The organism is Bdellovibrionales bacterium (assembly GCA_016716765.1).
Taxonomy (GTDB): Bacteria; Bdellovibrionota; Bdellovibrionia; order Bdellovibrionales; family UBA1609; genus JADJVA01.
The window spans coordinates 1453602-1474826 of record JADJVA010000020.1 but is presented as its reverse complement, the minus strand read 5'-3'; the positions used below and the strand labels follow the sequence as shown (position 1 = coordinate 1474826).

Below are 21225 nucleotides of genomic sequence, written 5' to 3'. Positions count from 1 at the left end.
AGTGTCCTCCAGGCGAAGCCATAAAATCCAAATCAATTAGAGGTCAGAGCTTGCACGGGCTTCATTTTGCTAGCTCTGTAGGCCGGAATAAAGCTAGCCACTAAAGCCGAAGCCAATGCTAGAAAAAAAACATTAATCAGGAACCAAATACTGACACTAGGGTAAAGGACCGTCGCGACGGTTTGGCCAGGCAGGGCAAAAACCAAGCCCTTCGCATTAAGATAGAGCAAGATCGAAACAGCCAATATCATTCCGGCCATACCACCAATCAGTCCAATGACCACGGATTCGATCAGAAATTGAAGAGTGATGTGGATTCTTCGATAACCCAACGCCATCAATGTTCCAATTTCACGAGTACGCTCCATCACGGTCATCAGTGACGTGTTCACGATGGCAGAAATCATAATTGAAAATACGATAAACAACACCAGATTGAAGATTACATTCTGCAAGATCAGCGAATCCCGCAAAAAGCCGGCAAGCTCTACCCACGTTTGAACTGTTAGATTTGCATCCAGTTTTTTCGTTAAGTTTTCTTTGACAACTTCATCCTCTGCTTTTTCATGGATTCGGATGGCGATTTCAGAAGCTTGTCCCATTACCCCAGCTGTCGCCTGTAGCGTGCTAAAATCCATCCAGGCCATCCGAGCTTGGGCACCAGGCATGGCAAAATCGATCACGCCCACCAGTGTCGCCACCACGGCTTGTTGCATATTGTCCTTGTCCTGCAAAAGAACCACAACTTCATCACCAATTTCAGCACTCAATCCGCGCATTAAACTAGGCGTAACCATCAGTTGATGGTAGCCCACGGCTTTGGGTAAAACTTTGTGTTGTGGTGCCGGATCATCAAGGCCTTTGGCTTCATTTAAATCGTCATCCTGAACAGTCTCGGCTGCTTTTTCTAGCTCAGAGTCTATCATCTTACCCTGCTGCAAAGAGTCCTGAAACCGTGGTACAACGGCAAGTTCTGTCTTAGAAGAAAACCCATTAATAATGACCGGAGTAGTCGACTGACTTTTCTGGTGATTTAAAAGGGCCATAACTTTAAGGCGAGGTGTAAATTCGGCCACACCTTCTGTGTTTTTTATAGTCTGGATAATGGTCTCTGAAAATGGAAGAAGAATCTTATAAGGATTGGCTTCTAGGGTATCCTCATATCCTAAGCGATGAACCTGAATGTCACCGTGCATTTTTCGAGTCAGCCCGCCCTTAATTTCGTCTTGTAGGCCATTCAATAGGCCTCGAATTCCGACCACCACAAAAACCCCGATAAAAACAGTGATCATGGTGATAAGGGCTCGCCTCGTATTACGACCGACATTGCGTATAGCTACTTTAATAAGGTCTAACATCTCTTGCCCACCTTGCTGTGTGAGTTGTTCTGTTGTATAGTAGTTACTATACCAGAGGTTTTTCATAAGTATAGTGAATACTATACTTATGCCCAAAATAACGTTGGGTGAATTTCATAAACGAGGTGCTAAAGGTGCGAAAAGATAAAAGAATTAACATGCAGGATCTGATTGAAGAGGCCGCGCGATATGACCAAGCTTTGTCTCAAAAAGAGAAATCGATACTCTCTGCGGCTGAAGGCTTGTTTGCAGAAAAAGGGGCCTCTGATACACCGACAGCAGAGATCGCAAGAAAGGCCGGAGTTACCGAGCGTACATTATTTCGCTATTTCCCGTCGAAGGATGACCTGCTTAAGCGGGTGATGTTTCCGGTCTTGCTCAAGGTTGTGGTACCGATCCAGATTAATAAGTTAAAAGTTCTTTTGAAAAATTCAGATACGGGCATTGCAGAAATGTTTAAAAATATTTTTCGTGATCGGCTGAATATGGCGAGTGAAAATAAAGGAAAGATTCGATTTATCTTGGGCGAAATTTTGAAGAACGAGGCGCTGCGGGACCAAGTCGTGAAATTGTGGGAAAAAGAGCTCTGGGCAGAAGCTGTGCAAGCCGTGGAGAGTCTGCAAAAGTCAGGTCAAATCAGGAGTAACCTTAAATCTGCTACTGTCGCAAGAACCATGCTGTCAATCATCATGGCTTATGTTTTGGCAAAGCACGTGATGGGATCCAATCCAAAATGGAACGACGAAGATGAAATTGCGGAAATTTTTGATGTTTTAATGAATGGAATCGGCCCGCGCTGAGTCCTCTCTCTAACTGTCTAGGAATGGGTTCTACAGACGGTACATAGGGGAAGCTATGATCGTTATTGGTTTTTATAGAATGTTATAAGACTTCATCCAGACATTTAACCTTCCAAATTGATGTACAAGAGGATAGCAATTAGATTAAGCACTAGAATAAAAAAATTACTGACAGCCCAGAGTGGCCTTGATCCCCTGAGAACTATCCTAAATAAAGACACCGGGGGGGTTACTTCAGCAGTTGATGCAATCGCGTCTTTGAAATGCCGACCAATTGAGATATGGCCGCAAGGGATTTACCCTCCGCTCTTAGTGCGCGAGCACGAGCGACAACTTCTTGGCCGTGAATTCTGGGTCGGCCACCTATGATTCCTTTTTCACGCTTGGCCGACAATGCCGCTTTAGTTCTTTGGCTAATCAAAGATCTTTCTAGTTCTGACACCGATACCAAGATTTGCGTGACCAGCCGTCCACTGATTGTCGAGTAGTCGAGCCCCTCACGCAGACTCTTCAAAATGATCCCTCGCTTTTCAAGGCTATCAATCAATGTCAGGATCTCAGCCGTCTTGCGACCCAATCGATCTAAACTTGATACGATAAGTTCATCCCCGCGCTGAAGTTGTTGAACCAACTTTTCAAGCTCGGGCCGTGCCTTCGCGCCGCTGGCAACTTCTTCGACAAACGTGGCATCTGGATATTGCCTCTTGAGATTGATCACCTGATTTTCAGTTTCTTGAGATTGGGTCGAGACTCTCGCGTACACATATTGTTTTGCCATGTCCCTATTCTCTCCCGTTATGTGAATGAAGACACGGCCTCCGAACCGAAGTTCCCAATACGTTCGTTTTCAGACCGATCTTCCGGTTCAAAAGGGACCAGGCAAAGGAACAAAAGAGGGTATGGCGCAAACTCGATTTTGCGTGGCAGGAGAGGGCGTTTACGAGCTGTGGCTATAAGTCCTGCGCGATGATCAGATCCCAAAGCCTTCGGCTTTTCTAAGTACCGGCAGTTCTCCAAATGGAATTGGGTCTGCTGGAATCAGATTGATCGGTTCATGCTGAACCCCACCAATGAACCTGACGTAATCGTTATGCGTCCACTCCTGCGCCTCTTCACCGATGTAACTTCTGAACTGACTACCAAGAAAGCGAAGGGCTCCCATATCGAGGCTGTTAAGGCAATCAAACGTCAGCGGCAGGTGTGCTCGAAAGTGCCTCTGCTTTTCCCAGCGGTACATCCTCTTCGCATCATTGGAAGCGTTGGCTAGTGGCCGCGATTTGCGAGCAAGAATTTCTTTGAATGGGTTGTCTAGGTCGTATGGCATATCCCCTCCTTGGCTCTTTTAATTGTAACAAAAGGGGTATGCCTAGTCTATTCCATTGGCACAACAAACAAAGTCTCAACGGATCGCACCTTCAAGATTCTTCTAAGTTTTATTGCTAGATCGACTCTCGGCATAGTCGTTCCCTTTTCGAGTTGAATGACAGTCTCTCGGCTCACTCCTGCTCGGCGAGCAAGTTCAGTCTGAGTGAGTTGATCTCGTTTATATTTCTCGTTGTAGAAATCTCTGGCTGCTCTCAGTGGATTTTTCATCATCACCCCCTGTTGAAAGTGTAAACCAAACCTCACATTTGAGCAATTTTGATCACCATCAAGACAAGGGCGAGTTCCCGGGTTTTGAAAATCAGAACGCATACCCCACGTCTTTTGAACACGATGACAAAATCATTCAAGGTTTCAGTAAATTACAGCGGCGCACGACGATGGCTATGCCTAAAAATAGCGTTTATTCTGAAAAGTTGTTCGTTAGGGTGTGATGGGGGTAAGAGGGGGTGAAACGTTCAAAATAGGGTGGATTTGTATCAGAATTTGGGGGTGCCTATTTTGACTGCCTAGTGCCGCTTCTCCATCAGTTCACAAGCTGGCGCGACATTCAGTTCCATAGTCGAATATATCGCATCTCCGTCTTCTTTTACGACAGCCTTCTCATTCACAAGCACATCAATTACCCAACGAGTTGCATCCGGTTGGATTAAAAAAGATGATGTTTCATTCTCTTTAATGATTGCAGCGCACTCGTCTTCTGGCCTGAACTTCTGGCAGAACTGGATCCACTTGGTTCGATCTCTGACAAAGGCTTTATTGGTCGATGTGGTCCACGCAAGAGGTGCGATATATTCATCTTGAGCAGTCCCACACATTATACGGGGCTCATCACCGCTTTTATCAAGGATGGGACTGAGTTTGCCATCGGACAAGTCGCCGGGCTTTACTCTGCAAGTTGATCGTTGTCCCATGCGGCCGTTCTCATCTTTGCAATTTTGGTCATCGGCCCTGCATAAGAGATCGGTTTGAGTTGAGCACCACAGGCTGACCTTGGCGCAAACTCGAGCTCTAATCTGTTCGGCAACTAGGTACCTGTTAAATTCAGATTCTGTCTCGCCGGACCTGGCTTTTCTGGGGATGACAAAATATCCACCGCGAATGGTTGAGTCCTTGCCGCAAACATCTTGGTTAGGATCGGCCTTAAGGAAGCCATGCTGTGGAAGATTTGTCCGCTCGTTGGCCTCGTGATCTAAAAACTGATTGCCATCAATCTTCCGAACCGATGAGCACCCCGTAATCAACAGAGCTAAAAGAATCATCCGCTTCATTGAGTGTCCTTTGATGCCGGGATTCTCTTTTTACCGAACTCACACCAGTTCACATCTCTTTTGGTCCCACCGTTGTAGGAATACCCAAGGTTTGCTTCCGTGAGCAGATCCTTCAGTGATTTGCCATCAATGAATATATCGGCCAGAACTCTGAAGTATTTGTCTCGATCAACATTCTTGAGGTCTATTCGCTTTGCTGCTTCTAAAGTCTTGCCTACAAGCTCTTGAGCTTCACGGGCCCGATCCTTTTCACAAGGATACTTGCCCTTCATTTCAGCGGTGTCGATTCCTCGAACCCTGACGGATATTTTCTCACCAAGCAGTGGATGAACATCGGGAATCTTCACGGTGATCGTGTCAGCATCATAATTTTTAATGAATTTTACGCAGCGGAAAGTTGTCGAATCGTGCTTGCAGTCTTTGGTTACTGAAAGAACCTCGTCGAGTTCGGCAAAAGCCGGAGCGGCAATCATCAAGATGGCAGCCAAGAGAAGTGTTTTCATAGATCGAGTTGCTCCCGTTTGAGAATCAGAAATTTACCACCGTTCTGAACCATGTAGGGAGCCATCGTGATGCTGCCTTTGGAGCTTAAGATCGTTTCGAATTTTGCGCCGTCGATCTGGTCCCATTTGATTCCGGCGAGGGCCGATAAGTCGATCTGAAATTTGGCGACCTGTTCAGAGGTCTTATTGTCGATTGTGACCACGTATGGTCGTAGCAGGACAGTGACGATCTTCTTCGCCTTGATCCTCTTGTCCTGAGAAATGACCTTGAGCAATCTCATTGCATCGATGATCAGCCCGTCTTTGTTGATCACACCAACGATGTTGGGGTCGGCGATGTAACTGACATCCGCAAGGATTTTGCCCTTGTTCGGTCCGGCGACCTGTTCGATCAAATTGATCGATAGCATCCTCTTGCCGCCACTTTTATATCTTGGTTGGTCTCCGAGTTCGGCAACTACATGATCTTGAATGGCCGACTCAATGGCAGATGGTGTTTTGGTCGCAGTGGTCTCAACGTTCTTATCGCCGATCACAACAGGGTTGTATTTGCCCTCTGCAAAAGCAATCGACGTCATCAATAAGGGGATGAACAATATCGTCTTCATAGGTATTACTCCTTAGTCTTACGCCGCAACCGTTTTGCGCTGATTTCAAAAATGCCGCTGAAGGACGGGTCAGGCTCACTGTCAAATAGTTCGGTCATTGAGATGTCTTTAATGTCAGTGCGGCTCTGGCTACCAGTAAGAAGCCACTCAAAGTCACATTTCAAAGCTCGACAAAGTTTTTGTATTTTTTGATGGTCGTGTGGAACTGAACCACCCGATACCCAGTCCGACATGGTAGCAGGTGTCACTTCTGCAATAGCTGCAGCTGCCTTTTGAGCTATGCCCCGCTCCTCAAGAATCTTCTTTAGATTCTTACGAAATGGACTCTCTATTCGTTTTCTTGCAGGTTTACGCTTTGCCAATGACGAATTCCTCCAAAAGTCTTCTCGGGCTTATCAAAATCGACCAAGAGGTCAGTTTCGGTTATCCGTTTCGATTCGGTTCTTCTTATTTTCAATGAGGTGATTGCAAATAGCACCGGAGCGAACTGATTTGGGATGCTGTGCTTAGAGTATGGTCGCTTGATCAGCCCGTCTCTTTTAAGCTATAAGGTCACTGTGCCTAGAGCGACGGCTTGAAGAGTTGGTATCCCACCGACCTGGCACTAGTTTTCTTTTTGGGATGTGATTGGGAGACACAATGAGCTTGAAGAAGGTCAAATACCTCACATTGAGGGATGCTGCTAAGCATTTTGATACTACAACTGATACCCTCTGCGATTGGCTGCTCGATAACCCCGTTAGGATTGAAGCTCGGTCAGAGTATGACCACGACAACTATCACCCTCTTGACGAAGAATCATGGCGGCCGCTCTTGGCGGCGGCGGACAAAACGATCGACCGAGTTGTGTTTAAGTATCCGCCAGAGATCAAAAAGTTCCGTCTCAAAGGTAGCAGCCGTTTTGATGATCACTCTCTATCAAGAGGAGATCTGCGAATCTCAGCTCAAGAAGTTGAGCGAATAAAAGATGCAGTTATTTCCGACATTGGCAGCGTTGTCACTGAAAACTACGGAGTTAAGAAAGTCCGTAGAACAGGGCGAAAATGGCCAACTCTCCATCAAGCCATTTTGTCCGCCGCCAAGGAACTTCTTAAAGAAGGTCCAGAAAAATACATAAATAAAAATCGTAATCCTGTAGTTGCTAAGTTGGCGAAAGGCTTACATGAACAAAGAAACCGGTGGCCTGATTTAGCTGGGGAACCACTCGGAACATCCCATCGCAATTTCACGGAAGTGCTGGGCAAGATGCGCAGCCATCTAAAGGTTCCAAAAATCACAGAGAAATAAAAATTCATACTCGTACAGTATTTTAAGGTCACTTACTTTAGGGTTGTCTTCCAACAAGGAGGCACAATGCCTAAAAACAAGAACGTCAAAGAGTTGCTGGATAAACATCAAATCCAATATGAGATGGACAGCAGCGAGAACAATTATAAATTAAAGATCTGTCTGTTTTGCGGCAGCAGCAATTCAAAGTTAGAAGTCCATGCTACAAAAGGATGCTTCAAATGCTGGGTCTGTGATGAGTCTGGTTCATTCTCCAAACTCCAGTCGAAAATTAGGAGTCAGGAACATGCGGGCAATACTGAGAACCTCACGGAGGATCCGTCAAAAGCAAATAAAGTTGTTGATCTAACCAAGACAGCACTAAGGCTTCACAGTGAGTTGAAGGGCAACCTAGATGGGGAGCAGTTTTACCGAATTCGCGGGATCAATCAAGATTCGATTGATTACTTCAAATTAGGAATCGAAAAACGCGGCTCTGAACGTTGGACATCAATACCGCATTTCAAAGACGGCGTTGCAGTAAACATAAAGTATCGATCACTGCCGCCACTTGAGAAAAAATGGCGACAGGAGAAGGGAACTCAAAAAACTCTTTTCAATAACGATGCTCTCAAGAACTCTAATGAGATCATCCTGACTGAGGGGGAGATTAAAACGATTGCCCTTCACCAGGTAGGAATAAAAAACGCCGTGGGACTTACTGGTGGAGTCAGCAACATTCCTCAGACATGGATTGATCAGCTGCGCGAAAAGGAGCGAGTCATTCTTTGTCTGGACTCTGATCAGCCTGGGCAAGATGCCGCCTTGGAGATCGCAAAGCGGGTTGGAGTCGGCAAATGCTTCAACATAGTACTTCCAGATGCAAAAGATCCTGATGAGTATTTCTTCGATAGACGGCATACAAAGTCAGACTTTCTCAAACTAATGAAGGCCGCCAAACAATTTGATCTTCATCAATGCTTTAGCGGCTTACAGAGGGCAATTAATATTTTGGTGGAAAAAATCAGTTTCTTATGGGACTCACGAATCCCCATCAGCAAGATCACTATGCTCGACGGTAATCCGGGCGTTGGGAAGTCTCACCTAGCACTGGCCATTGTCGCTGCAATCAGTAGAGGGGAGCATCCTTGGCCGCCGGTCCTCGATTTTGAAATTGATTCCCATGAGGTTATAGTTTTCTGTGGCGAAGATGGTGCTGCAGATACGATCGTGCCGCGATTGAAAATGCTAAAGGCAAATCTGGACCATGTGCATATCTATAGTAAGCCGATTGTCTTTGATGAGAAGGGGCTTATTGAAATCGAATCGATGGTTGCAGCTCAAAAACCTGCACTGCTGCTTTTTGATCCCATGACATCCTTTATCGGGGGGCGGGTTGATATTCATCGCGCAAATGAGGTTCGGGAACGACTCTCGGCTGTTGCGCGAATTGCAGAAAAACACTCTTGCTCCGTATTGATAGTACGTCATCTGAACAAGGGAGGCTCCAAAGATCACGCCATCTATCGGGGGCTTGGATCCATTGATTTGCTGCCGTAGCAAGATCAATCTTAATGGTGGGCGAACATCCTACGGATGAATCTATACGCGTCGTGTTCCATGTTAAATCCAATCTGTCAAAGAGGGCGCAAGCAGTTCAATTCAGATTGGACGACGGAGTTTTTGATTGGGCTGGTAAGTGTGACCTGACTATTGAAGATGTTCTCTATCCGAATAGAGAGGCCGAGCAAGAACTCCTTGAGAAGGCTAAAGATTTCCTATTGAAGGCGGTTGCTTCTGGTCCAGCAGAGACAAAGGATCTCAAGCAGCAAGCTGCTGTGCTTGGTATATCCGAGCGAACACTTGAAAGAGCTAAGGCCGCTTTGGGATTAAGGGCTCGAAGAGTCGGTACCAAAGGCAAAATAGGCTCAGGCCACTACGAGTGGTATCTCAATGAAGCGGACACAACTTCTTCTGAGGAGCTACACTAATGGAACTCCTCAAAGAAAAAATACTCAGAGGTCCCGAAGTAGAGGCATTGGTTAGATTGAGTACGGCAACAATCTCGCGCCAAGAAAAAGCGGGCCTATTCCCAAAGCGTCGTCGAATCGGCATTAGGGCTGTGGGTTGGTATGAAAGTGAAATTCAGAAATGGCTTTCGCAGCAGGTTCACGAGCCCGCAAAAAAGCATCGACACTCCGGTGCCGTCCGGGATGTCGAGGGATATGATCCAACTTCTTTGAGCCCACTTAGCGTGGGCAGAAGGGAATAAAGTCCATGAACAAGATATCTGCACTCAGAGCCGAAGGCACGGGGCAAAATTTGAGTCTCAACAAACCCCAGAGCCCATACATGACGTGTCCGGAGGCCGCAGTTTATTTGCGAAAATCACAGGGAGCCATGCGAAACCTAGTTCTTCGCAAACAAATCACCGCATACAAGGTTAACCGTCGGCTCTTATTTAAGAAAATTGAATTGGACCGGTGGATAGAGAAATGTCGGGTCGGAAATTTGTATGGATACTAAAGGCATCAAGCAAATTGCAGAAAGTGGGCCCCATCAGTTTTTAGTGAGGATCAAAGTTAAGGGCAAGATCGATCCGGCGATTGTTACCCAGCGCGAGAGTAGTAAGAACATTCGCACGATTGAACAGGCAATCAAAATCAGAGATGCGCTAATTGATGAGGCTCAACGAGAAGTAGCTCGCCGTGAAATGGAATTCCCCAGAAAAACTGGATAGTTTCTCAGGCGGCATTTAGTGTTGATTCATACTCCAAAGGACTTTGATAGCCAAGCGATGAATGCAATCTTTTTTTATTGTACCAGGTTTCAATATACTCAAAAACTAAGATTCTCAACTCTGCTTCGGTTTTGTAGTCATGACGGTAAAGACACTAGACTTGAATGACTTGAACCAACTCTCAACAATCGAATTGTCGTAGCAGTTTCCCTTGCGACTCATGCTCGGAATCACATCCTTCTTCTTTAGCAAAGCCAAAATAATTTGCTCGCGTACTGAATCCCGCGGTCCGAGTGAAAGACGATCTTCGCTCTATTTCCGCAATTAGCCAATGCCATCTGCAGAGCATTCAAGACCCCGGTGGTTTCTAAACTGTCAGTGACCGACCAGCCCACAACTTTCGGTACAAACATCGAGAACTATGGCCAGATAGAAAAAGCCAGATCCAAATCTCAGATAAGTGATATCTCCGGCAAAGACCTGATTAGAGTCTTTGGGCAGATCATCCTCGATCCTGAAAACTCGTGGAAGCAATTAGGCCCTCGTGGTTCGAATTAGTCGTTCTCACTCGATATTTTCTTTAATCGGGCATCCAATCCCATCTCCCTATATACTTCGCAACAGTATTTTCACTTACAGAAAATCCCTTGCTCCTCAGCTCATGAAAGATCCTTGGTGAGCCATATAGGTACTTTTGCTAGCTTTGAAAATCTCCTCACTCTTGCAGATTTCCTTTTTTTCGTCAAGAATTTGAACTGACTATTCGCTTTCCATTGGTAATACCTACTGGTACTCACCCCAAAATGTCTGCACAGGCGGTTGATAGGAACTTCATTTGAAAGGTCCAAAATCATTTGGAATTTCTCATTTGATCCTTTGATATGATCCTAGGCTTTTTTTAGAACATCGCTGACTTTGTTCAAATACTATTTTCCTTTCTGAGTTCTCGAACCTCAAGCTCCAGTTCTTCATAGTTTCTGCGCCGCTCGCAGCGGCGCGACCTGATTGCGCTTCGATTTTCCATCGACGAATATTTGCCGGATTTATACCTAGATCTTGTGAGGCCTTTGTTGTTCCCATTTTCTCTGCTAAATCAATGGCTTGGCCTTATACTCTTCTGAAAAAACCCTTCTCTTTGAACTCATTGTTATCTCCCATCGGTTTGTTTAAACCGCTCGAAGAAAACTGTCCACTATTTTTGGGGAACTCTAAATACTTGGGCTCCGCACTTGGTCAGATCATTGAAGACTGGGAGACCGGGGTTGTGACAAACAGAATTTTTACCGTTCGAGTAATTACAAAATCCACGCTCGATGATTACGGTCAGGTGCTTCGCAAGTACATCTCTGACTGGTGGAAGCGATCAGCGTCTGAGATTACCGCCACTGAAATAGTTCAGCGTTTGCACCATATTCATTTCGAGATGGGAAAGTCGCGTGGAGTTCAACTTAAGCTAAGAAGTGCACTGAACACGATCTACGATTGGGCAATCACTGCTGGCCGAATTAAAGGGATCCAGCATAGTCCCGCGAAAGACGTCCCCCTGGTCGGCCGCAAACACGAAAAGCAAAAGCCAATTCTCAATCTACAGCAGATCAGAAAATTGCTAGAAGCAGCCCAAGGTTACAACCACCCCTGGTATCCAATTTGGTTATTCAGTCTTCATACTGGAACCCGCAGCGGTGAAGCCTTGGCTCTCGAATGGAGTGACGTTGATCTTGATAGCCGGAGACTTTTTATCAATAAGTCATACAACGGCAGGTTCAAACGAATCGGACCGACAAAGGGCGGATACTGGCGCGAAGTGCCGATCAATGACGAACTTGCGAGACTGCTGAAAGAGCTTCGAGCGAAGCATTCGGCAACATCAAATTACGTCCTACCGCGAATCACCAACTGGGAGCGTGGGTCACAAGCACGGGTACTGAGAGAGTTCTGCAAACTGATTGGAATCCCCGAAGTGAACTTTCACGCGCTGCGCGCCTGTTTTGCCACACAGCTGCTCCGTAATGGCGTCGAGGCCGCAAGGGTGATGAAGATATGTGGATGGAAGGAACTCGAAACCATGCAGCGATATATTCGTTTGGCAGGGGTTGAGGTTGAAGGTGTCACTGATTCGTTGAAGTTCACTACTGCCGACGAGGCAATGGCAAAGGTTGTTAAGCTATTTGGAGATAGGAGTTGAGTATGACTGAAACGGATATTTCAAATTTTCGTGCTGGCTACAATGAAGCTAGGTCGATTGCTATGGGCAGAATCAAAGAGATCGTTTCACTTCCGAGTGGCCATCTAGCCGCGTTAAAGCGTTTGATTAAAAAACTAGAAAAAGAGGAGTGGGAGGATCACTGGCGTACGATCCAGGAAGAGTCTCCTGGAATTACTGTCGAGGAGTATGAAGCTGATTTAGATCGAACTGCTGAACTGATAAGGGAGGAGTACTATCAAAAAAATGGACTCATCAAATTGAGGTTATTAAAATCGCCGAGAGGCAATGACGTCACATGACGAAATTACGATTTTGGGAGACACTCGCTTCGGTAAAACCTAACTTATTGAAATGTAAAGCGGGTTCCAGAATCCGCCAACTCTTCTGTAAGAAAGCAAGCTTCTTCAGGTAATAGTATTCCATGTCCCAATTTCTTGGGCTAAACTGAGATCTGAGGCTTGCATCCCCGGTCGTCGTGTCTAGTATCTTTCTTGTTCGAATATGCATGGAAGTTTTTCTATGAACCTCTTCCATTGTTTTGATCGGATTTATGCTTCTAGCGCATTCATTCTTCTGCTTGGGCCTCTTCAGACTCCAAGTCCCCTTCGGGATGGCTGACAACTTATAATAATGCCGCTCCATTGGATATTTCGCGCCATAACAATGCTGGATTAAAAGCGCAGGCGTGCCAGTCTTCAAATGGACGTATTTTATCGTTAGACCGTCAAGAAAATATTGGGCCTTATCCTGCACCTTGAACTTCATCCGAAGTTTTGTTCAAGAAATTCTTTTCGTAACTTCTTGCGCTCCTTTAAATAATCAGAATAGTTTTCGTTGTACTTGTCGTTGTTTTTCAGGAGGCACAATGCAATCGAAGCAATTTTCCGGGCCAAACTAATCTTGGCATTTTTGTGATCAACTCCCTTGGCGCGATCACATAAGGTGGAACGGTCTCGGTATGCCTGACACCGCCAGCGTTGGCATTGCTCCCGTTTGTTACGACGGAAAGCTCGAAGTGGTTCTCGACAATGGGTCAACAGCCACAATCTATGGGCAAATTTTCTACGTTGATGGGCAGTACACCTTCACTTGGTAATAAGGAGCGATTCTTTTCTATTATTGAACCTTGATGAATTCGGACTTCCGAATTGTAAACCGAAGCGAACCATCAGCAGCTTCCCTGTTAAAGGCATCGATGTAGCTAGTGCAATGTTGCGTATCACGAAGTCCTTGTAGATCGCCAAGCTCACCGGAAGTAACCATGTACTGAATCTCGTTGTCATTCTGAGAAAGAATCATGCCGAACTCTTTGTAACGGCAAACTGTTGGGTAGGGAGCCACGCCGAAGTTGGTGACACCACCCGTTCCACCCAATTGGCGCGTTTGTTCTAAAATCAAAGAGCCATTGCGATTGATTGTCAGAACATCAATAGAACCATCTCCGTGTTTTTGTTCAAATCGACCTGGCTCGGTATCTTGTGGCTCTAAGCCAGAGAAGTCGGCGGGCAATGGACAAGTGACATCAAAATTTGCCGCAATAGAACTTCCCGCACCTTGCAAAATTCTTAGGTCAGCCTTGAGGCTACCATCGCGTATGCCTTTGAAGTTCAGGCGGATTCGATCTCGAACCAGATACGTATCTTTAATCAATGCAGCTTCTCGCACGCCAAGGAATCGGGGTGACTGAATTTGAACGAAGGAAAGATCTGTCGCAAACGCTGACGTCCTGAACAAGGAGCCGTCAGTTCCCAGGTCAAAGAACAGCAAATCGATTCCTTTTGTCCCATCTTGATCTTGCCCTGGGTACATAAAGAAATGCCCGCGAGAAAAGCCATTAGATTCTACTTTGCAATCCAAGAAATTCTTAGAATCACGCGGAGAACCGTCAGCCAAAGGCCGCAGCCCTTTTGTAGAAAATAACAACCCAACGAGCTTGCGGGTGCTCATTGAATTCTTGGTTCCACTCTGACGAGCCAAAAAGTACAAAGCTTCATGTGCAATGAGAGCCATTTTGTTAGTCCAGTTCAATTGTTCCCAGAGAGCTTTATCTACAAGCAGAACGCTTTCATCGTAGTAGAATGCAATCTGAACCGATTCACACCCGTTTTCTAATGTCGGTTCAAACGAATCGTTTACCAGCTTGAGTTTTTTGCCTGACTCAATGAAGCGAATGTTGCTCAAAAATTCCTGAATCATCGAATCTTTCATGTATCTTGTGAACAGCGAGATCTCGACGTTATATGGGTTCCAAAAGTGGCGAGCCAAAAGCTCTGCAAGTTTTCCCTTCGCGGTCTCTTCAGAAGTCCCCAGATTAAGCAGTGTAAGATGATAAAGGGTCCGAGCTTCATAGAGGTCTAGCGTTTCAAGGGTCTGGCCATCTTTCTTTTTGCAAAGTACGCCTTTCCCGCCTCCACCATTGATAACGCCGCCATATTCAGACTGCCCATTCGGTGCGGTCGTTTGGCCGGAAGGTTGGGATTTAGGTGTCGAAGGATTGGCACCAGGGACGTTATTCGTCACATTCCTTGTGCAGGACATGATCGTAACGCCGATAAGCGCGATAATAGCGATTTTTAACCTTATTGAACCCATAACTAGCCTCATTAGTGCAACCATTGTGCTTAAAATTAGGTAGCTCGGAATCGCCGTTGCTATTCGCGGATGCCGAGCTATTCATAGGACGGATTACTTTCGAGTGTAATCAGACTTTTTGAGGGAAAATCGAACTTGACCTGTAAGCGCACGGCCATTGAATTCCCCGATGTATCGGTCACAATGTTCTTCTGTCTCTCGAAGGCCCGGCAAGTCTGTCTGGTGCATATACTTCGCTTGATACTGAATGTACTGTGCGTCCTGTGAAACAAATTTGCCCCACGTTTTCACTCGGCACACAGTTGGATAGGGAACTACGCCCTCATTGGAAATCCCACCTGGACCGCCAATCTGCCTGGTTTGCTCTATGCTCATGGAGCCGTCTTGATTGATTAACAGAATATCTGTCGAACCATCGCCGAGCTTCTGTTCATAACGGCCAGGACTCATAGCGTTGGCTGCTGTTCCAAACATCACAAGCGCCATTGCCAAAACTACCTTTTTCATTTCGTACTCCTTTGTTTTGCGGTTGTCGCCGCGTTTCTGAGGCCAATATGTATGCAATGCATCAATATTTATAGATTAATTTGATAAATTATCATGCTTTAATAAGAGTTTTTATTTATTTACGTACAAGACATTGATATCATTGTTGAATGCAGGTCTGGGAATTTCTAAGTTACAGAGCATATTTAATCTCGCGGCTTGGACCGGAAGGAAGCCGCTCTGGTTCACGTAAAGAGTTAGCAGCAGCAATTCAAATCCACACCACGTATGTATCTCAAGTCCTCAAAGGCAAAGCTGAGTTTTCACTTGAACAGGCTGAGGCCATAAACACATTCTTTGGACACACAGAGGAGGAGGGCGAATATTTTATTTTGCTATTGCTCCAAGATCGGGCTGGTTCGTCGAAACTGAAGAAGCGTTTTGAATCCAAAATTCAAAAAATGCGAGATGAGAGATTAAATATTAGTAAGCGACTTAATGTCGATAATGCGATTTCGGAGAAAGACAGGGAGCACTTCTATTCAAGCGCCGTTTATGGAGCCGCACACGTTCTATGCTCTCTTCCCAACTATCGGACCGTCCCATCGCTTGCGGAAGCCCTTCGTCTCCCAAGGGTGCGCGTTGCCGAGATTGTGGAGTTTCTTTTGAGAATTGGAGTGCTCAAGAGTGAGAAGGACCTTCTCCTGCCTGGGCCACGCCATGTTCATCTTGGGAATGAATCTGAAATGATTCTCAAGCATCATATCAACTGGAGAATGCACTGTATTTCCAACCTACAATTTCTTAACAAAGAGGACCTGCATTATTCAGCCTGTCTGAGCATATCCCATGACGGCGCATTTCGAGTAAAGGAAGCAATTCTCGATACGCTCAAAAAGACAGTCAGTATTGTTGGTGAATCTAAAGTTGAAACTGGCTATGTATTGAATTTCGATTTCTATAAATTGATTCAATGAGTCCGTTAAAACAGTCTATTAATTTTTTTGTCCTGACTTAGCGTTCGATGTAGTTCTCTCAAGCGAGTTTTGGCCGTCCCAAAAGCTATTGGCTCTCAAAAAGACCGCTGGTCGATGACATTTTTGTCCCCAGGGAGCCACTCTTCATATTCTGAACCACAATGGGAAGCAGAATCGCTTCATCGCGGAACCAGAATTTGCAAAATTGGGAACCAGAATCTTGTCGTGGAGTATCAGAGGGTTGACTGTTAAGCGGCCCACAAAATTGCTTCAGTTCTAAATTCGCCGACTTCTCTCCGCCAATTTCTAAAACATTCGAGCCAACTGAACTCTTGAATCTTTGTTTCGAACCATCTACTTTGCATATTGACTAAAATTCGGTTCAAGTGAGGTTTTCATAGAAGCGGTAATCAATTCGTTTATTTTGGTTTTTGTAAGTGAGATGGGAGATAAAACTCAGCTTCTAGCGCTTGTGCTGGCAGTGCGATCAACAAGGAAGCCCTCTTGTAACGGGCACTCATGAAATTCCAAAGTTTAATCTCGAGGCTCTCCTTGCCGCGATTAGGACTGATCAAGAGGGTCGAAGTACGTTTCCTGAGTTTCTGCAATCCGCATGGCAAGCCGGAGTCATTGGGTACGATGCTGATTTTGTCGGACGTAAGGTCATTTACTACGGTGTGAATGGCGAAAAGTACTTTGAAGAATATCCCGCCGTTGAAGTAAAAAAGTAAATAAGGGACGCGACCAATTTTGCGAGAGGCTCCAGTTATTTTCGAGGGATGGGTCAGGTCGCTCAAACTATGCATTCGGTTCTGAATTCAGCAGCTTGTCTCCACCAGCGTCTAACGATGATCGCTCAGGAGTTTTCCTGCTACTTCCGCAATAAAGTCTGCTTCAGCTCTGTCACAGTTTGTCTGACTGACAACGTAGATCCTGTGTTGTCCCGTCTCCTTTGGTAGTTTTCCGTTAGATCGTTTTGGTGAAATCTCAATTAAATCATCAAGTCTCTTTGCCACGCGGTTGGGAAGAACCGCTACAATAGAGCCGGCCGCCGCTGCCGCACGGAGAGTTTCAAAGCTATCACTCAATATCGTAGGCTTTGTGAGTTCGTGTTGCCGGACGAACTTTGTGAAATATCTCGGGAGGCCATCTTTACCAGGGGCTAAAGAGCCGAAGCCAAACTCCTGAATGGCGCTCCATCCGTAATTTGAAATGGGGTGGACCTTCGAAACATACAAACCCAACCTATCTTCTGAAACATCCTTCACATAAAATCGCTGGAGATCATCGACCTCAGCGATCAATGCAGAGCAGAGTTCGCCCTTTCGCACCATTGTAAGAAGGTGAGAAGTCCTGCTGATCCGAAGTCCAAGCCTCAGATCCGGCAGTTTCTCCCTCAAGCTGTGAATCAAACCAGGCAATAGATCCATTGCTATACTTTCATAGGTTCCAAAATTTAGCCAACTCATCTTTGGAGCAGGTGCACCGGTGTAAAATCGCAAACGATCAAACGCATCAAATGCAGGCCTTACGATTTCGAGAATTGCTAATGCATCTTGGGTCGGAATTGCCTTTCCACGATCGCGGATAAGCAAAGATTTACCAAATGCCTGCTCCAAAGAGGAAAGAGTTTGCGAAATGGCACTGGGTGAAATTTTCGCATGAAGAGCAGCCTTCCTTAGGCTACCCTTTTGGATGACCAGATCTAATATCCACAGCTTCTTTATTTGATCAACATGGATGTCTCGCGCCATATACAAATTCGTTTATCATGCCGCTGATTAAAACGAAAGTAGACTTTCTGGTCTTTTCACGATCCTAAAGATTAGCCATGCTAATCTCAATAGTAAGTATCTCTAATCATTACACACGGGTTGTTTCAAAGTACTTTCTATTGTGCGAATACACGCATAAAAGGAGGGGAAAGTGAAACATTGCTACATAAAGATAAGCCTGGGTCTGCTGGGATGGGTTTTGGGAACACAAATTGCCAACGGGCGAAGCATGGATCTCAAGAGCGCAAACGGAAAAGTGTTGATTGCGGCGCCGACAGAAATCAATGGACCAACAAATAGGGGTGTTTGGTTTATTGATCCAGGCTCTGGCTCATTTTCACTTGATCTGCCTGAGTTGCCAAAAAATCAGGTTTACGAAGGGTGGATTGTCGACGATTGCACCGGGAAAAAGTTCTCCACCGGTCTCTTTCGTTCAAACGGCGGAATCGACTCCGATGCAGCAGGAAAATTTGCAGGACCATTGGCTCTGAATTTTCCACAGGTACCAGGATCTGATTTTGTTACCTTGGGCCACAATCTGGTCGATGGGGGCCACAATGTCGTCGTTACGGTCGAGCCCTATCCAGATTCTGATCCGAATCCATCTGGCCTCGCGGTTCTTAAGGTCAACATACCAAGAGAAACAGCCCCTGGAACAGAACTCATTTTTGATAACATTGCTCAATAACTCAATAACTCAATAGATCGGAGATCATAGTATGACAACTCGAAATAGAACAACAATCATGAGAATTTTGGTGGCCACCTGCTTGGCTGTCTCGGCCACTGCTTTCGCGCAGGCAATTGAAAAATACGAACTCACAATAACCAATGGATCACAGATGCCGCTTTCGCCAGCGGTTATATATGTAAAGGGAGACGGTCTATCGGCAGCACCAATTGGTTCAGTTCCATCAGTCGGCTTTACTCAATTGTGTCAGACCGGAAACCGAATGACTCGAATGAACGAATTGAAATCGAATGCTGCAGTGAAGTTTGTCGCAGAAACGACAACCCCCATTCTCCCTGGCGAATCCAGGTCGATTGAGGTTCAGGTTATGAATCCAAGGCAGCAGAGTGTTCATTTTGAGACCATGTATGGAAAAACAAAAGATGTCTGCGGAGTTGTTTCTCTGAATAGCCATAGCCTGGTTGCGCTGAAGCATCATGTGAGCAGTGAAATTATCCAAAACGACCACCCAGTCCTAACAGGCGGATTTAAGGAACCAGTAATCCCGACAGGAATGGTGTATCCAGACGTGGACGAACTCTGCCCATCAGCCAAAGATGCAGTTTCGTGCTTGCGAGAACTATCGCTTCCTAATCGAGATCAAGGTAAAATTCGCTTTTTTGCGGGGTACTTCCCCAGTCTGATAAATGCGCTTGAGATGAAATACGGGGAATTCCAAGTCCAGAGCCTTCTGTTTCCGGTGTCCGGTGCAATTCAAGCCAAATTAAAGTTGAAACACTAACTGGAGGAATGAAATGAATAACTCTCAGGTCAGATTGGATCTACGGGCGTTGGCGGGAATCGCCTTAGCGGGGTTGCTTTCGGTTATGACAGCCGTCGGACAGGAAAGAAATGTGGGAGAGTACAACATCCAATCAGGTATTGGCCTGAAAGGATACGATCCAGTCTCCTACTTTCCGGAAGGGGGCAGTCAGCCACAAGTCGGTCAACCGGATTTGCGGTTGGAGTACATGGGTGTCGTCTATTTCTTTTCCACAGCTCAAAACCTAGATCAGTTCGTTCAGAATCCTGACAAATACGAGCCGACCTACGGTGGCTGGTGTGCCTATGCGATGGCATCCGGAAGTAAGGTCGACATTCAGCCGATGATTTATACCATTCACGGAAATCGACTTCACTTCTTTATCGCAAAGAGAGCGAAGCAAAATTTTGACAGTGACGTCATCGGGTATGAAAAGCGGGCGGACGAATTTTGGAAGAAATTCTCTGGCGAGGATCCCAGAAACTAGGTTTTGAGTCTCAATGAATAGCGAAGAGAGGGGAGGGTAGAAGTATGCGGCCAAATGGCTTTTTGACATTGATAATATGTTGTGCATTTCTATCCTCCTGTGGAGATTACCTGAAGCAAAAGAATACGGAAATTGGAGAGAATCAATCAACTCAAAGCAATTTAGTCTCCAATTTTGCCAGCATTACGACTTCCATTTTCTCTAAGAGATGCATTTCCTGTCATTCTCAGTACAACTCCTATGGAGGAGTCCTACGTGAGATCGCGGCTATCCGATCTGCGGTGGTAACGAATCGAATGCCTAAAAATGGGGGCCCACTCACAGATAGGCAAAAGGTAGATCTGATCGATTGGATCGATCGAGGAGCTCCTGAATTTGACGGAGAACCCTCCAAACCGTCTTTGCCAATTTCAATAGAACCGAATTGGAAGTCAATTTCAGAAAATATACTCTTTCCCAAATGTCTTGTTTGTCACAATCCAGAGGGGCAAGCAAAATTTTTGGATCTATCGAGCCGCCAGGCAATATTTGATAGTCGGAATCGCGTCTTCGGCAACGGATCAAAATTACTGGATATTGATACTCCACAGAATAGCTATTTCTTGAACATTTTGTATGACGTTGAGCCCATGCCCCCGGTTTGGTCGAATATTCCACAGATTTCCAACGAAGAATTTAAAGCACTGAGTACATGGATTGCCATGGGACTTCCTTAGGAGGGAATTAAAAATGAAATCTTATTATATGCTTCTTCCTTTTCTCTATTCTACTCTCTCTCATAGCTCAAGCCTCTGTTTACAATTTTCATTCAGACAAGGGTGTGGTGCAATTTGTTGCGAAAGGAAGGCCGGCCCTCATCTCAATCAAGGGAACTGGCGATGGCGCAACTGGCTCCTTGAGCGAAATGAATGGAACTATATCCGGAGAGATTCAATTCCACCTAAAATCTCTCAAGACGGGAATCGATCTCAGGGACAATCATTTAAAAGACAAATATTTAGAAGTCGAAAAATTTCCGATAGCGACGCTCAGAGTTCGAGATTTTGCAATACCAAATCAGCCAAATGAATCACGAAGATTCATAGGGATTTTGAGCCTTCATGGGATGGACCGGCCGATTGAGGGTGAGGCCGTCGTCAGTGGGGAGTCGAGGATCGTCTCTGCAAATTTCAAAATCAAACTTTCTGACTTTAATATTGAAATACCAAGTTTTCAGGGAATCACGGTGGCTGAAGAAGTGGAGATTAAAGTCGAAGCATCAGTCATGAAAATGGAGTAAA

General features: G+C 45.6%; 30 protein-coding genes. 18 read left to right on the top strand and 12 right to left on the bottom strand.

Translation table 11 applies throughout. The annotated features are described in order from the left end of the window. Window positions 1-32: 32 nt before the first annotated feature. Entirely contained in the window at window positions 33-1424 is a 1392-nt protein-coding gene (locus IPL83_15815; GenBank protein MBK9040603.1) for an ABC transporter permease, read from the bottom strand. A 68-nt stretch (window positions 1425-1492) separates the two neighbouring features. Between IPL83_15815 and IPL83_15810 the strand changes: the two genes are divergently transcribed. Then, window positions 1493-2158, top strand: a complete 666-nt coding sequence (locus IPL83_15810) for a TetR/AcrR family transcriptional regulator (GenBank protein MBK9040602.1) — start codon at window positions 1493-1495, stop codon at window positions 2156-2158. 229 nt (window positions 2159-2387) lie between these two features. On the opposite strand, the gene IPL83_15805 is transcribed toward IPL83_15810, so the two are convergent. The 7 genes from IPL83_15805 to IPL83_15775 all read right to left on the bottom strand — a co-directional run bounded on the left by IPL83_15805 (window position 2388) and on the right by IPL83_15775 (window position 6285). Beyond that, window positions 2388-2936, bottom strand: coding sequence for a recombinase family protein (locus IPL83_15805; GenBank protein ID MBK9040601.1), 549 nt, complete (start codon window positions 2934-2936; stop codon window positions 2388-2390). 192 nt (window positions 2937-3128) lie between these two features. Beyond that, window positions 3129-3482, bottom strand: coding sequence for a hypothetical protein (locus tag IPL83_15800; protein MBK9040600.1), 354 nt, complete (start codon window positions 3480-3482; stop codon window positions 3129-3131). Between the two features lie 47 nt (window positions 3483-3529). After that, the gene (locus IPL83_15795) at window positions 3530-3754 is read right to left on the bottom strand and encodes a helix-turn-helix domain-containing protein (GenBank protein MBK9040599.1); all 225 of its coding nucleotides are present in this window, start codon (window positions 3752-3754) and stop codon (window positions 3530-3532) included. 296 nt (window positions 3755-4050) lie between these two features. Continuing rightward, the gene (locus IPL83_15790) at window positions 4051-4812 is read right to left on the bottom strand and encodes a hypothetical protein (GenBank protein ID MBK9040598.1); all 762 of its coding nucleotides are present in this window, start codon (window positions 4810-4812) and stop codon (window positions 4051-4053) included. Beyond that, window positions 4809-5315, bottom strand: a complete 507-nt coding sequence (locus tag IPL83_15785) for a thermonuclease family protein (protein MBK9040597.1) — start codon at window positions 5313-5315, stop codon at window positions 4809-4811. The genes IPL83_15790 and IPL83_15785 overlap by 4 nt, the downstream gene beginning before the upstream one ends. After that, on the bottom strand, window positions 5312-5923 hold the full coding sequence (locus IPL83_15780; protein MBK9040596.1) for a hypothetical protein: 612 nt from the start codon (window positions 5921-5923) through the stop codon (window positions 5312-5314). The genes IPL83_15785 and IPL83_15780 overlap by 4 nt, the downstream gene beginning before the upstream one ends. A gap of 5 nt (window positions 5924-5928) precedes the next feature. Then, a complete protein-coding gene (locus IPL83_15775; GenBank protein MBK9040595.1) occupies window positions 5929-6285 on the bottom strand; it encodes a helix-turn-helix transcriptional regulator in 357 nt (118 codons plus the stop codon). Between the two features lie 277 nt (window positions 6286-6562). On the opposite strand from IPL83_15775, the gene IPL83_15770 reads away from it, so the two are divergent. The 6 genes from IPL83_15770 (at window position 6563) to IPL83_15745 (ending at window position 9929) form a co-directional block, all read left to right on the top strand. Beyond that, window positions 6563-7210, top strand: a complete 648-nt coding sequence (locus IPL83_15770) for a hypothetical protein (GenBank protein ID MBK9040594.1) — start codon at window positions 6563-6565, stop codon at window positions 7208-7210. A 66-nt stretch (window positions 7211-7276) separates the two neighbouring features. After that, on the top strand, window positions 7277-8749 hold the full coding sequence (locus IPL83_15765) for an AAA family ATPase (protein ID MBK9040593.1): 1473 nt from the start codon (window positions 7277-7279) through the stop codon (window positions 8747-8749). A gap of 14 nt (window positions 8750-8763) precedes the next feature. Then, entirely contained in the window at window positions 8764-9180 is a 417-nt protein-coding gene (locus IPL83_15760; protein ID MBK9040592.1) for a hypothetical protein, read from the top strand. Then, the gene (locus tag IPL83_15755) at window positions 9180-9461 is read left to right on the top strand and encodes an AlpA family phage regulatory protein (protein ID MBK9040591.1); all 282 of its coding nucleotides are present in this window, start codon (window positions 9180-9182) and stop codon (window positions 9459-9461) included. Before IPL83_15760 ends, IPL83_15755 begins: the two co-directional genes overlap by 1 nt. Window positions 9462-9466: 5 nt before the next feature. Next, window positions 9467-9715: a helix-turn-helix domain-containing protein gene (locus tag IPL83_15750; GenBank protein ID MBK9040590.1), complete on the top strand. Its 249-nt coding sequence runs from the start codon at window positions 9467-9469 to the stop codon at window positions 9713-9715. Then, entirely contained in the window at window positions 9705-9929 is a 225-nt protein-coding gene (locus tag IPL83_15745) for a hypothetical protein (protein ID MBK9040589.1), read from the top strand. The genes IPL83_15750 and IPL83_15745 overlap by 11 nt, the downstream gene beginning before the upstream one ends. A 4-nt stretch (window positions 9930-9933) precedes the next feature. Here IPL83_15745 and IPL83_15740 read toward each other — a convergent pair whose 3' ends face one another. Further along, on the bottom strand, window positions 9934-10047 hold the full coding sequence (locus IPL83_15740) for an IS3 family transposase (protein ID MBK9040588.1): 114 nt from the start codon (window positions 10045-10047) through the stop codon (window positions 9934-9936). A 1146-nt stretch (window positions 10048-11193) separates the two neighbouring features. Here IPL83_15740 and IPL83_15735 point away from each other — a divergent pair. The 3 genes from IPL83_15735 (at window position 11194) to IPL83_15725 (ending at window position 13231) form a co-directional block, all read left to right on the top strand. After that, window positions 11194-12114 (top strand): site-specific integrase, encoded by a 921-nt coding sequence (locus tag IPL83_15735; protein MBK9040587.1) that lies wholly within the window; start codon window positions 11194-11196, stop codon window positions 12112-12114. 2 nt (window positions 12115-12116) lie between these two features. Next, the gene (locus IPL83_15730) at window positions 12117-12434 is read left to right on the top strand and encodes a hypothetical protein (GenBank protein MBK9040586.1); all 318 of its coding nucleotides are present in this window, start codon (window positions 12117-12119) and stop codon (window positions 12432-12434) included. A gap of 659 nt (window positions 12435-13093) precedes the next feature. Further along, window positions 13094-13231 carry a hypothetical protein gene (locus IPL83_15725; protein ID MBK9040585.1) on the top strand — a complete coding sequence of 46 codons (138 nt, stop codon included), beginning with the start codon at window positions 13094-13096 and terminating at the stop codon, window positions 13229-13231. A 20-nt stretch (window positions 13232-13251) separates the two neighbouring features. Here the strand turns inward: IPL83_15725 and IPL83_15720 are convergent, their stop codons facing one another. Together IPL83_15720 and IPL83_15715 are read right to left on the bottom strand one after the other, a co-directional pair. Then, complete coding sequence (locus tag IPL83_15720) at window positions 13252-14727, bottom strand: hypothetical protein (protein MBK9040584.1); 1476 nt, start codon at window positions 14725-14727, stop codon at window positions 13252-13254. Between the two features lie 93 nt (window positions 14728-14820). Further along, window positions 14821-15234, bottom strand: a complete 414-nt coding sequence (locus IPL83_15715; GenBank protein ID MBK9040583.1) for a hypothetical protein — start codon at window positions 15232-15234, stop codon at window positions 14821-14823. Window positions 15235-15383: 149 nt separating this feature from the next. Between IPL83_15715 and IPL83_15710 the strand changes: the two genes are divergently transcribed. From IPL83_15710 to IPL83_15700, 3 genes are all read left to right on the top strand, one after another. After that, a complete protein-coding gene (locus IPL83_15710) occupies window positions 15384-16190 on the top strand; it encodes a DUF4423 domain-containing protein (GenBank protein MBK9040582.1) in 807 nt (268 codons plus the stop codon). 397 nt (window positions 16191-16587) lie between these two features. Then, the gene (locus IPL83_15705; protein ID MBK9040581.1) at window positions 16588-16713 is read left to right on the top strand and encodes a TMEM165/GDT1 family protein; all 126 of its coding nucleotides are present in this window, start codon (window positions 16588-16590) and stop codon (window positions 16711-16713) included. Then, window positions 16661-16921 carry a DUF1398 family protein gene (locus IPL83_15700; GenBank protein MBK9040580.1) on the top strand — a complete coding sequence of 87 codons (261 nt, stop codon included), beginning with the start codon at window positions 16661-16663 and terminating at the stop codon, window positions 16919-16921. The genes IPL83_15705 and IPL83_15700 overlap by 53 nt, the downstream gene beginning before the upstream one ends. A gap of 111 nt (window positions 16922-17032) precedes the next feature. Here IPL83_15700 and IPL83_15695 read toward each other — a convergent pair whose 3' ends face one another. Continuing rightward, complete coding sequence (locus IPL83_15695; protein MBK9040579.1) at window positions 17033-17944, bottom strand: LysR family transcriptional regulator; 912 nt, start codon at window positions 17942-17944, stop codon at window positions 17033-17035. 172 nt (window positions 17945-18116) lie between these two features. On the opposite strand from IPL83_15695, the gene IPL83_15690 reads away from it, so the two are divergent. From IPL83_15690 to IPL83_15670, 5 genes are all read left to right on the top strand, one after another. Continuing rightward, the gene (locus IPL83_15690; protein MBK9040578.1) at window positions 18117-18653 is read left to right on the top strand and encodes an anti-sigma factor; all 537 of its coding nucleotides are present in this window, start codon (window positions 18117-18119) and stop codon (window positions 18651-18653) included. A gap of 31 nt (window positions 18654-18684) precedes the next feature. Next, on the top strand, window positions 18685-19437 hold the full coding sequence (locus IPL83_15685; GenBank protein ID MBK9040577.1) for a hypothetical protein: 753 nt from the start codon (window positions 18685-18687) through the stop codon (window positions 19435-19437). A 13-nt stretch (window positions 19438-19450) separates the two neighbouring features. Beyond that, window positions 19451-19945 (top strand): YHS domain protein, encoded by a 495-nt coding sequence (locus IPL83_15680; GenBank protein ID MBK9040576.1) that lies wholly within the window; start codon window positions 19451-19453, stop codon window positions 19943-19945. Between the two features lie 44 nt (window positions 19946-19989). Next, entirely contained in the window at window positions 19990-20661 is a 672-nt protein-coding gene (locus tag IPL83_15675; protein MBK9040575.1) for a cytochrome c, read from the top strand. A gap of 107 nt (window positions 20662-20768) precedes the next feature. Beyond that, window positions 20769-21224, top strand: a complete 456-nt coding sequence (locus tag IPL83_15670; GenBank protein MBK9040574.1) for a YceI family protein — start codon at window positions 20769-20771, stop codon at window positions 21222-21224. The last annotated feature ends 1 nt before the right edge of the window (window position 21225 follow it).

Excerpts from the sequence above, each read along its gene's own strand:
- IPL83_15815 (MBK9040603.1), bottom strand. The coding sequence starts at position 1,424 with ATGAAAAACCTCTGGTATAGTAACTACTATACAACAGAACAACTCACA.
- IPL83_15805 (MBK9040601.1), bottom strand. The coding sequence starts at position 2,936 with ATGGCAAAACAATATGTGTACGCGAGAGTCTCGACCCAATCTCAAGAA.
- IPL83_15800 (MBK9040600.1), bottom strand. The coding sequence starts at position 3,482 with ATGCCATACGACCTAGACAACCCATTCAAAGAAATTCTTGCTCGCAAA.
- IPL83_15795 (MBK9040599.1), bottom strand. The coding sequence starts at position 3,754 with ATGATGAAAAATCCACTGAGAGCAGCCAGAGATTTCTACAACGAGAAA.
- IPL83_15790 (MBK9040598.1), bottom strand. The coding sequence starts at position 4,812 with ATGAAGCGGATGATTCTTTTAGCTCTGTTGATTACGGGGTGCTCATCG.
- IPL83_15785 (MBK9040597.1), bottom strand. The coding sequence starts at position 5,315 with ATGAAAACACTTCTCTTGGCTGCCATCTTGATGATTGCCGCTCCGGCT.
- IPL83_15780 (MBK9040596.1), bottom strand. The coding sequence starts at position 5,923 with ATGAAGACGATATTGTTCATCCCCTTATTGATGACGTCGATTGCTTTT.
- IPL83_15770 (MBK9040594.1), top strand. The coding sequence starts at position 6,563 with ATGAGCTTGAAGAAGGTCAAATACCTCACATTGAGGGATGCTGCTAAG.
- IPL83_15765 (MBK9040593.1), top strand. The coding sequence starts at position 7,277 with ATGCCTAAAAACAAGAACGTCAAAGAGTTGCTGGATAAACATCAAATC.
- IPL83_15760 (MBK9040592.1), top strand. The coding sequence starts at position 8,764 with ATGGTGGGCGAACATCCTACGGATGAATCTATACGCGTCGTGTTCCAT.
- IPL83_15755 (MBK9040591.1), top strand. The coding sequence starts at position 9,180 with ATGGAACTCCTCAAAGAAAAAATACTCAGAGGTCCCGAAGTAGAGGCA.
- IPL83_15750 (MBK9040590.1), top strand. The coding sequence starts at position 9,467 with ATGAACAAGATATCTGCACTCAGAGCCGAAGGCACGGGGCAAAATTTG.
- IPL83_15745 (MBK9040589.1), top strand. The coding sequence starts at position 9,705 with ATGGATACTAAAGGCATCAAGCAAATTGCAGAAAGTGGGCCCCATCAG.
- IPL83_15730 (MBK9040586.1), top strand. The coding sequence starts at position 12,117 with ATGACTGAAACGGATATTTCAAATTTTCGTGCTGGCTACAATGAAGCT.
- IPL83_15725 (MBK9040585.1), top strand. The coding sequence starts at position 13,094 with ATGCCTGACACCGCCAGCGTTGGCATTGCTCCCGTTTGTTACGACGGA.
- IPL83_15720 (MBK9040584.1), bottom strand. The coding sequence starts at position 14,727 with ATGGGTTCAATAAGGTTAAAAATCGCTATTATCGCGCTTATCGGCGTT.
- IPL83_15715 (MBK9040583.1), bottom strand. The coding sequence starts at position 15,234 with ATGAAAAAGGTAGTTTTGGCAATGGCGCTTGTGATGTTTGGAACAGCA.
- IPL83_15710 (MBK9040582.1), top strand. The coding sequence starts at position 15,384 with ATGCAGGTCTGGGAATTTCTAAGTTACAGAGCATATTTAATCTCGCGG.
- IPL83_15695 (MBK9040579.1), bottom strand. The coding sequence starts at position 17,944 with ATGGCGCGAGACATCCATGTTGATCAAATAAAGAAGCTGTGGATATTA.
- IPL83_15685 (MBK9040577.1), top strand. The coding sequence starts at position 18,685 with ATGACAACTCGAAATAGAACAACAATCATGAGAATTTTGGTGGCCACC.
- IPL83_15680 (MBK9040576.1), top strand. The coding sequence starts at position 19,451 with ATGAATAACTCTCAGGTCAGATTGGATCTACGGGCGTTGGCGGGAATC.
- IPL83_15675 (MBK9040575.1), top strand. The coding sequence starts at position 19,990 with ATGCGGCCAAATGGCTTTTTGACATTGATAATATGTTGTGCATTTCTA.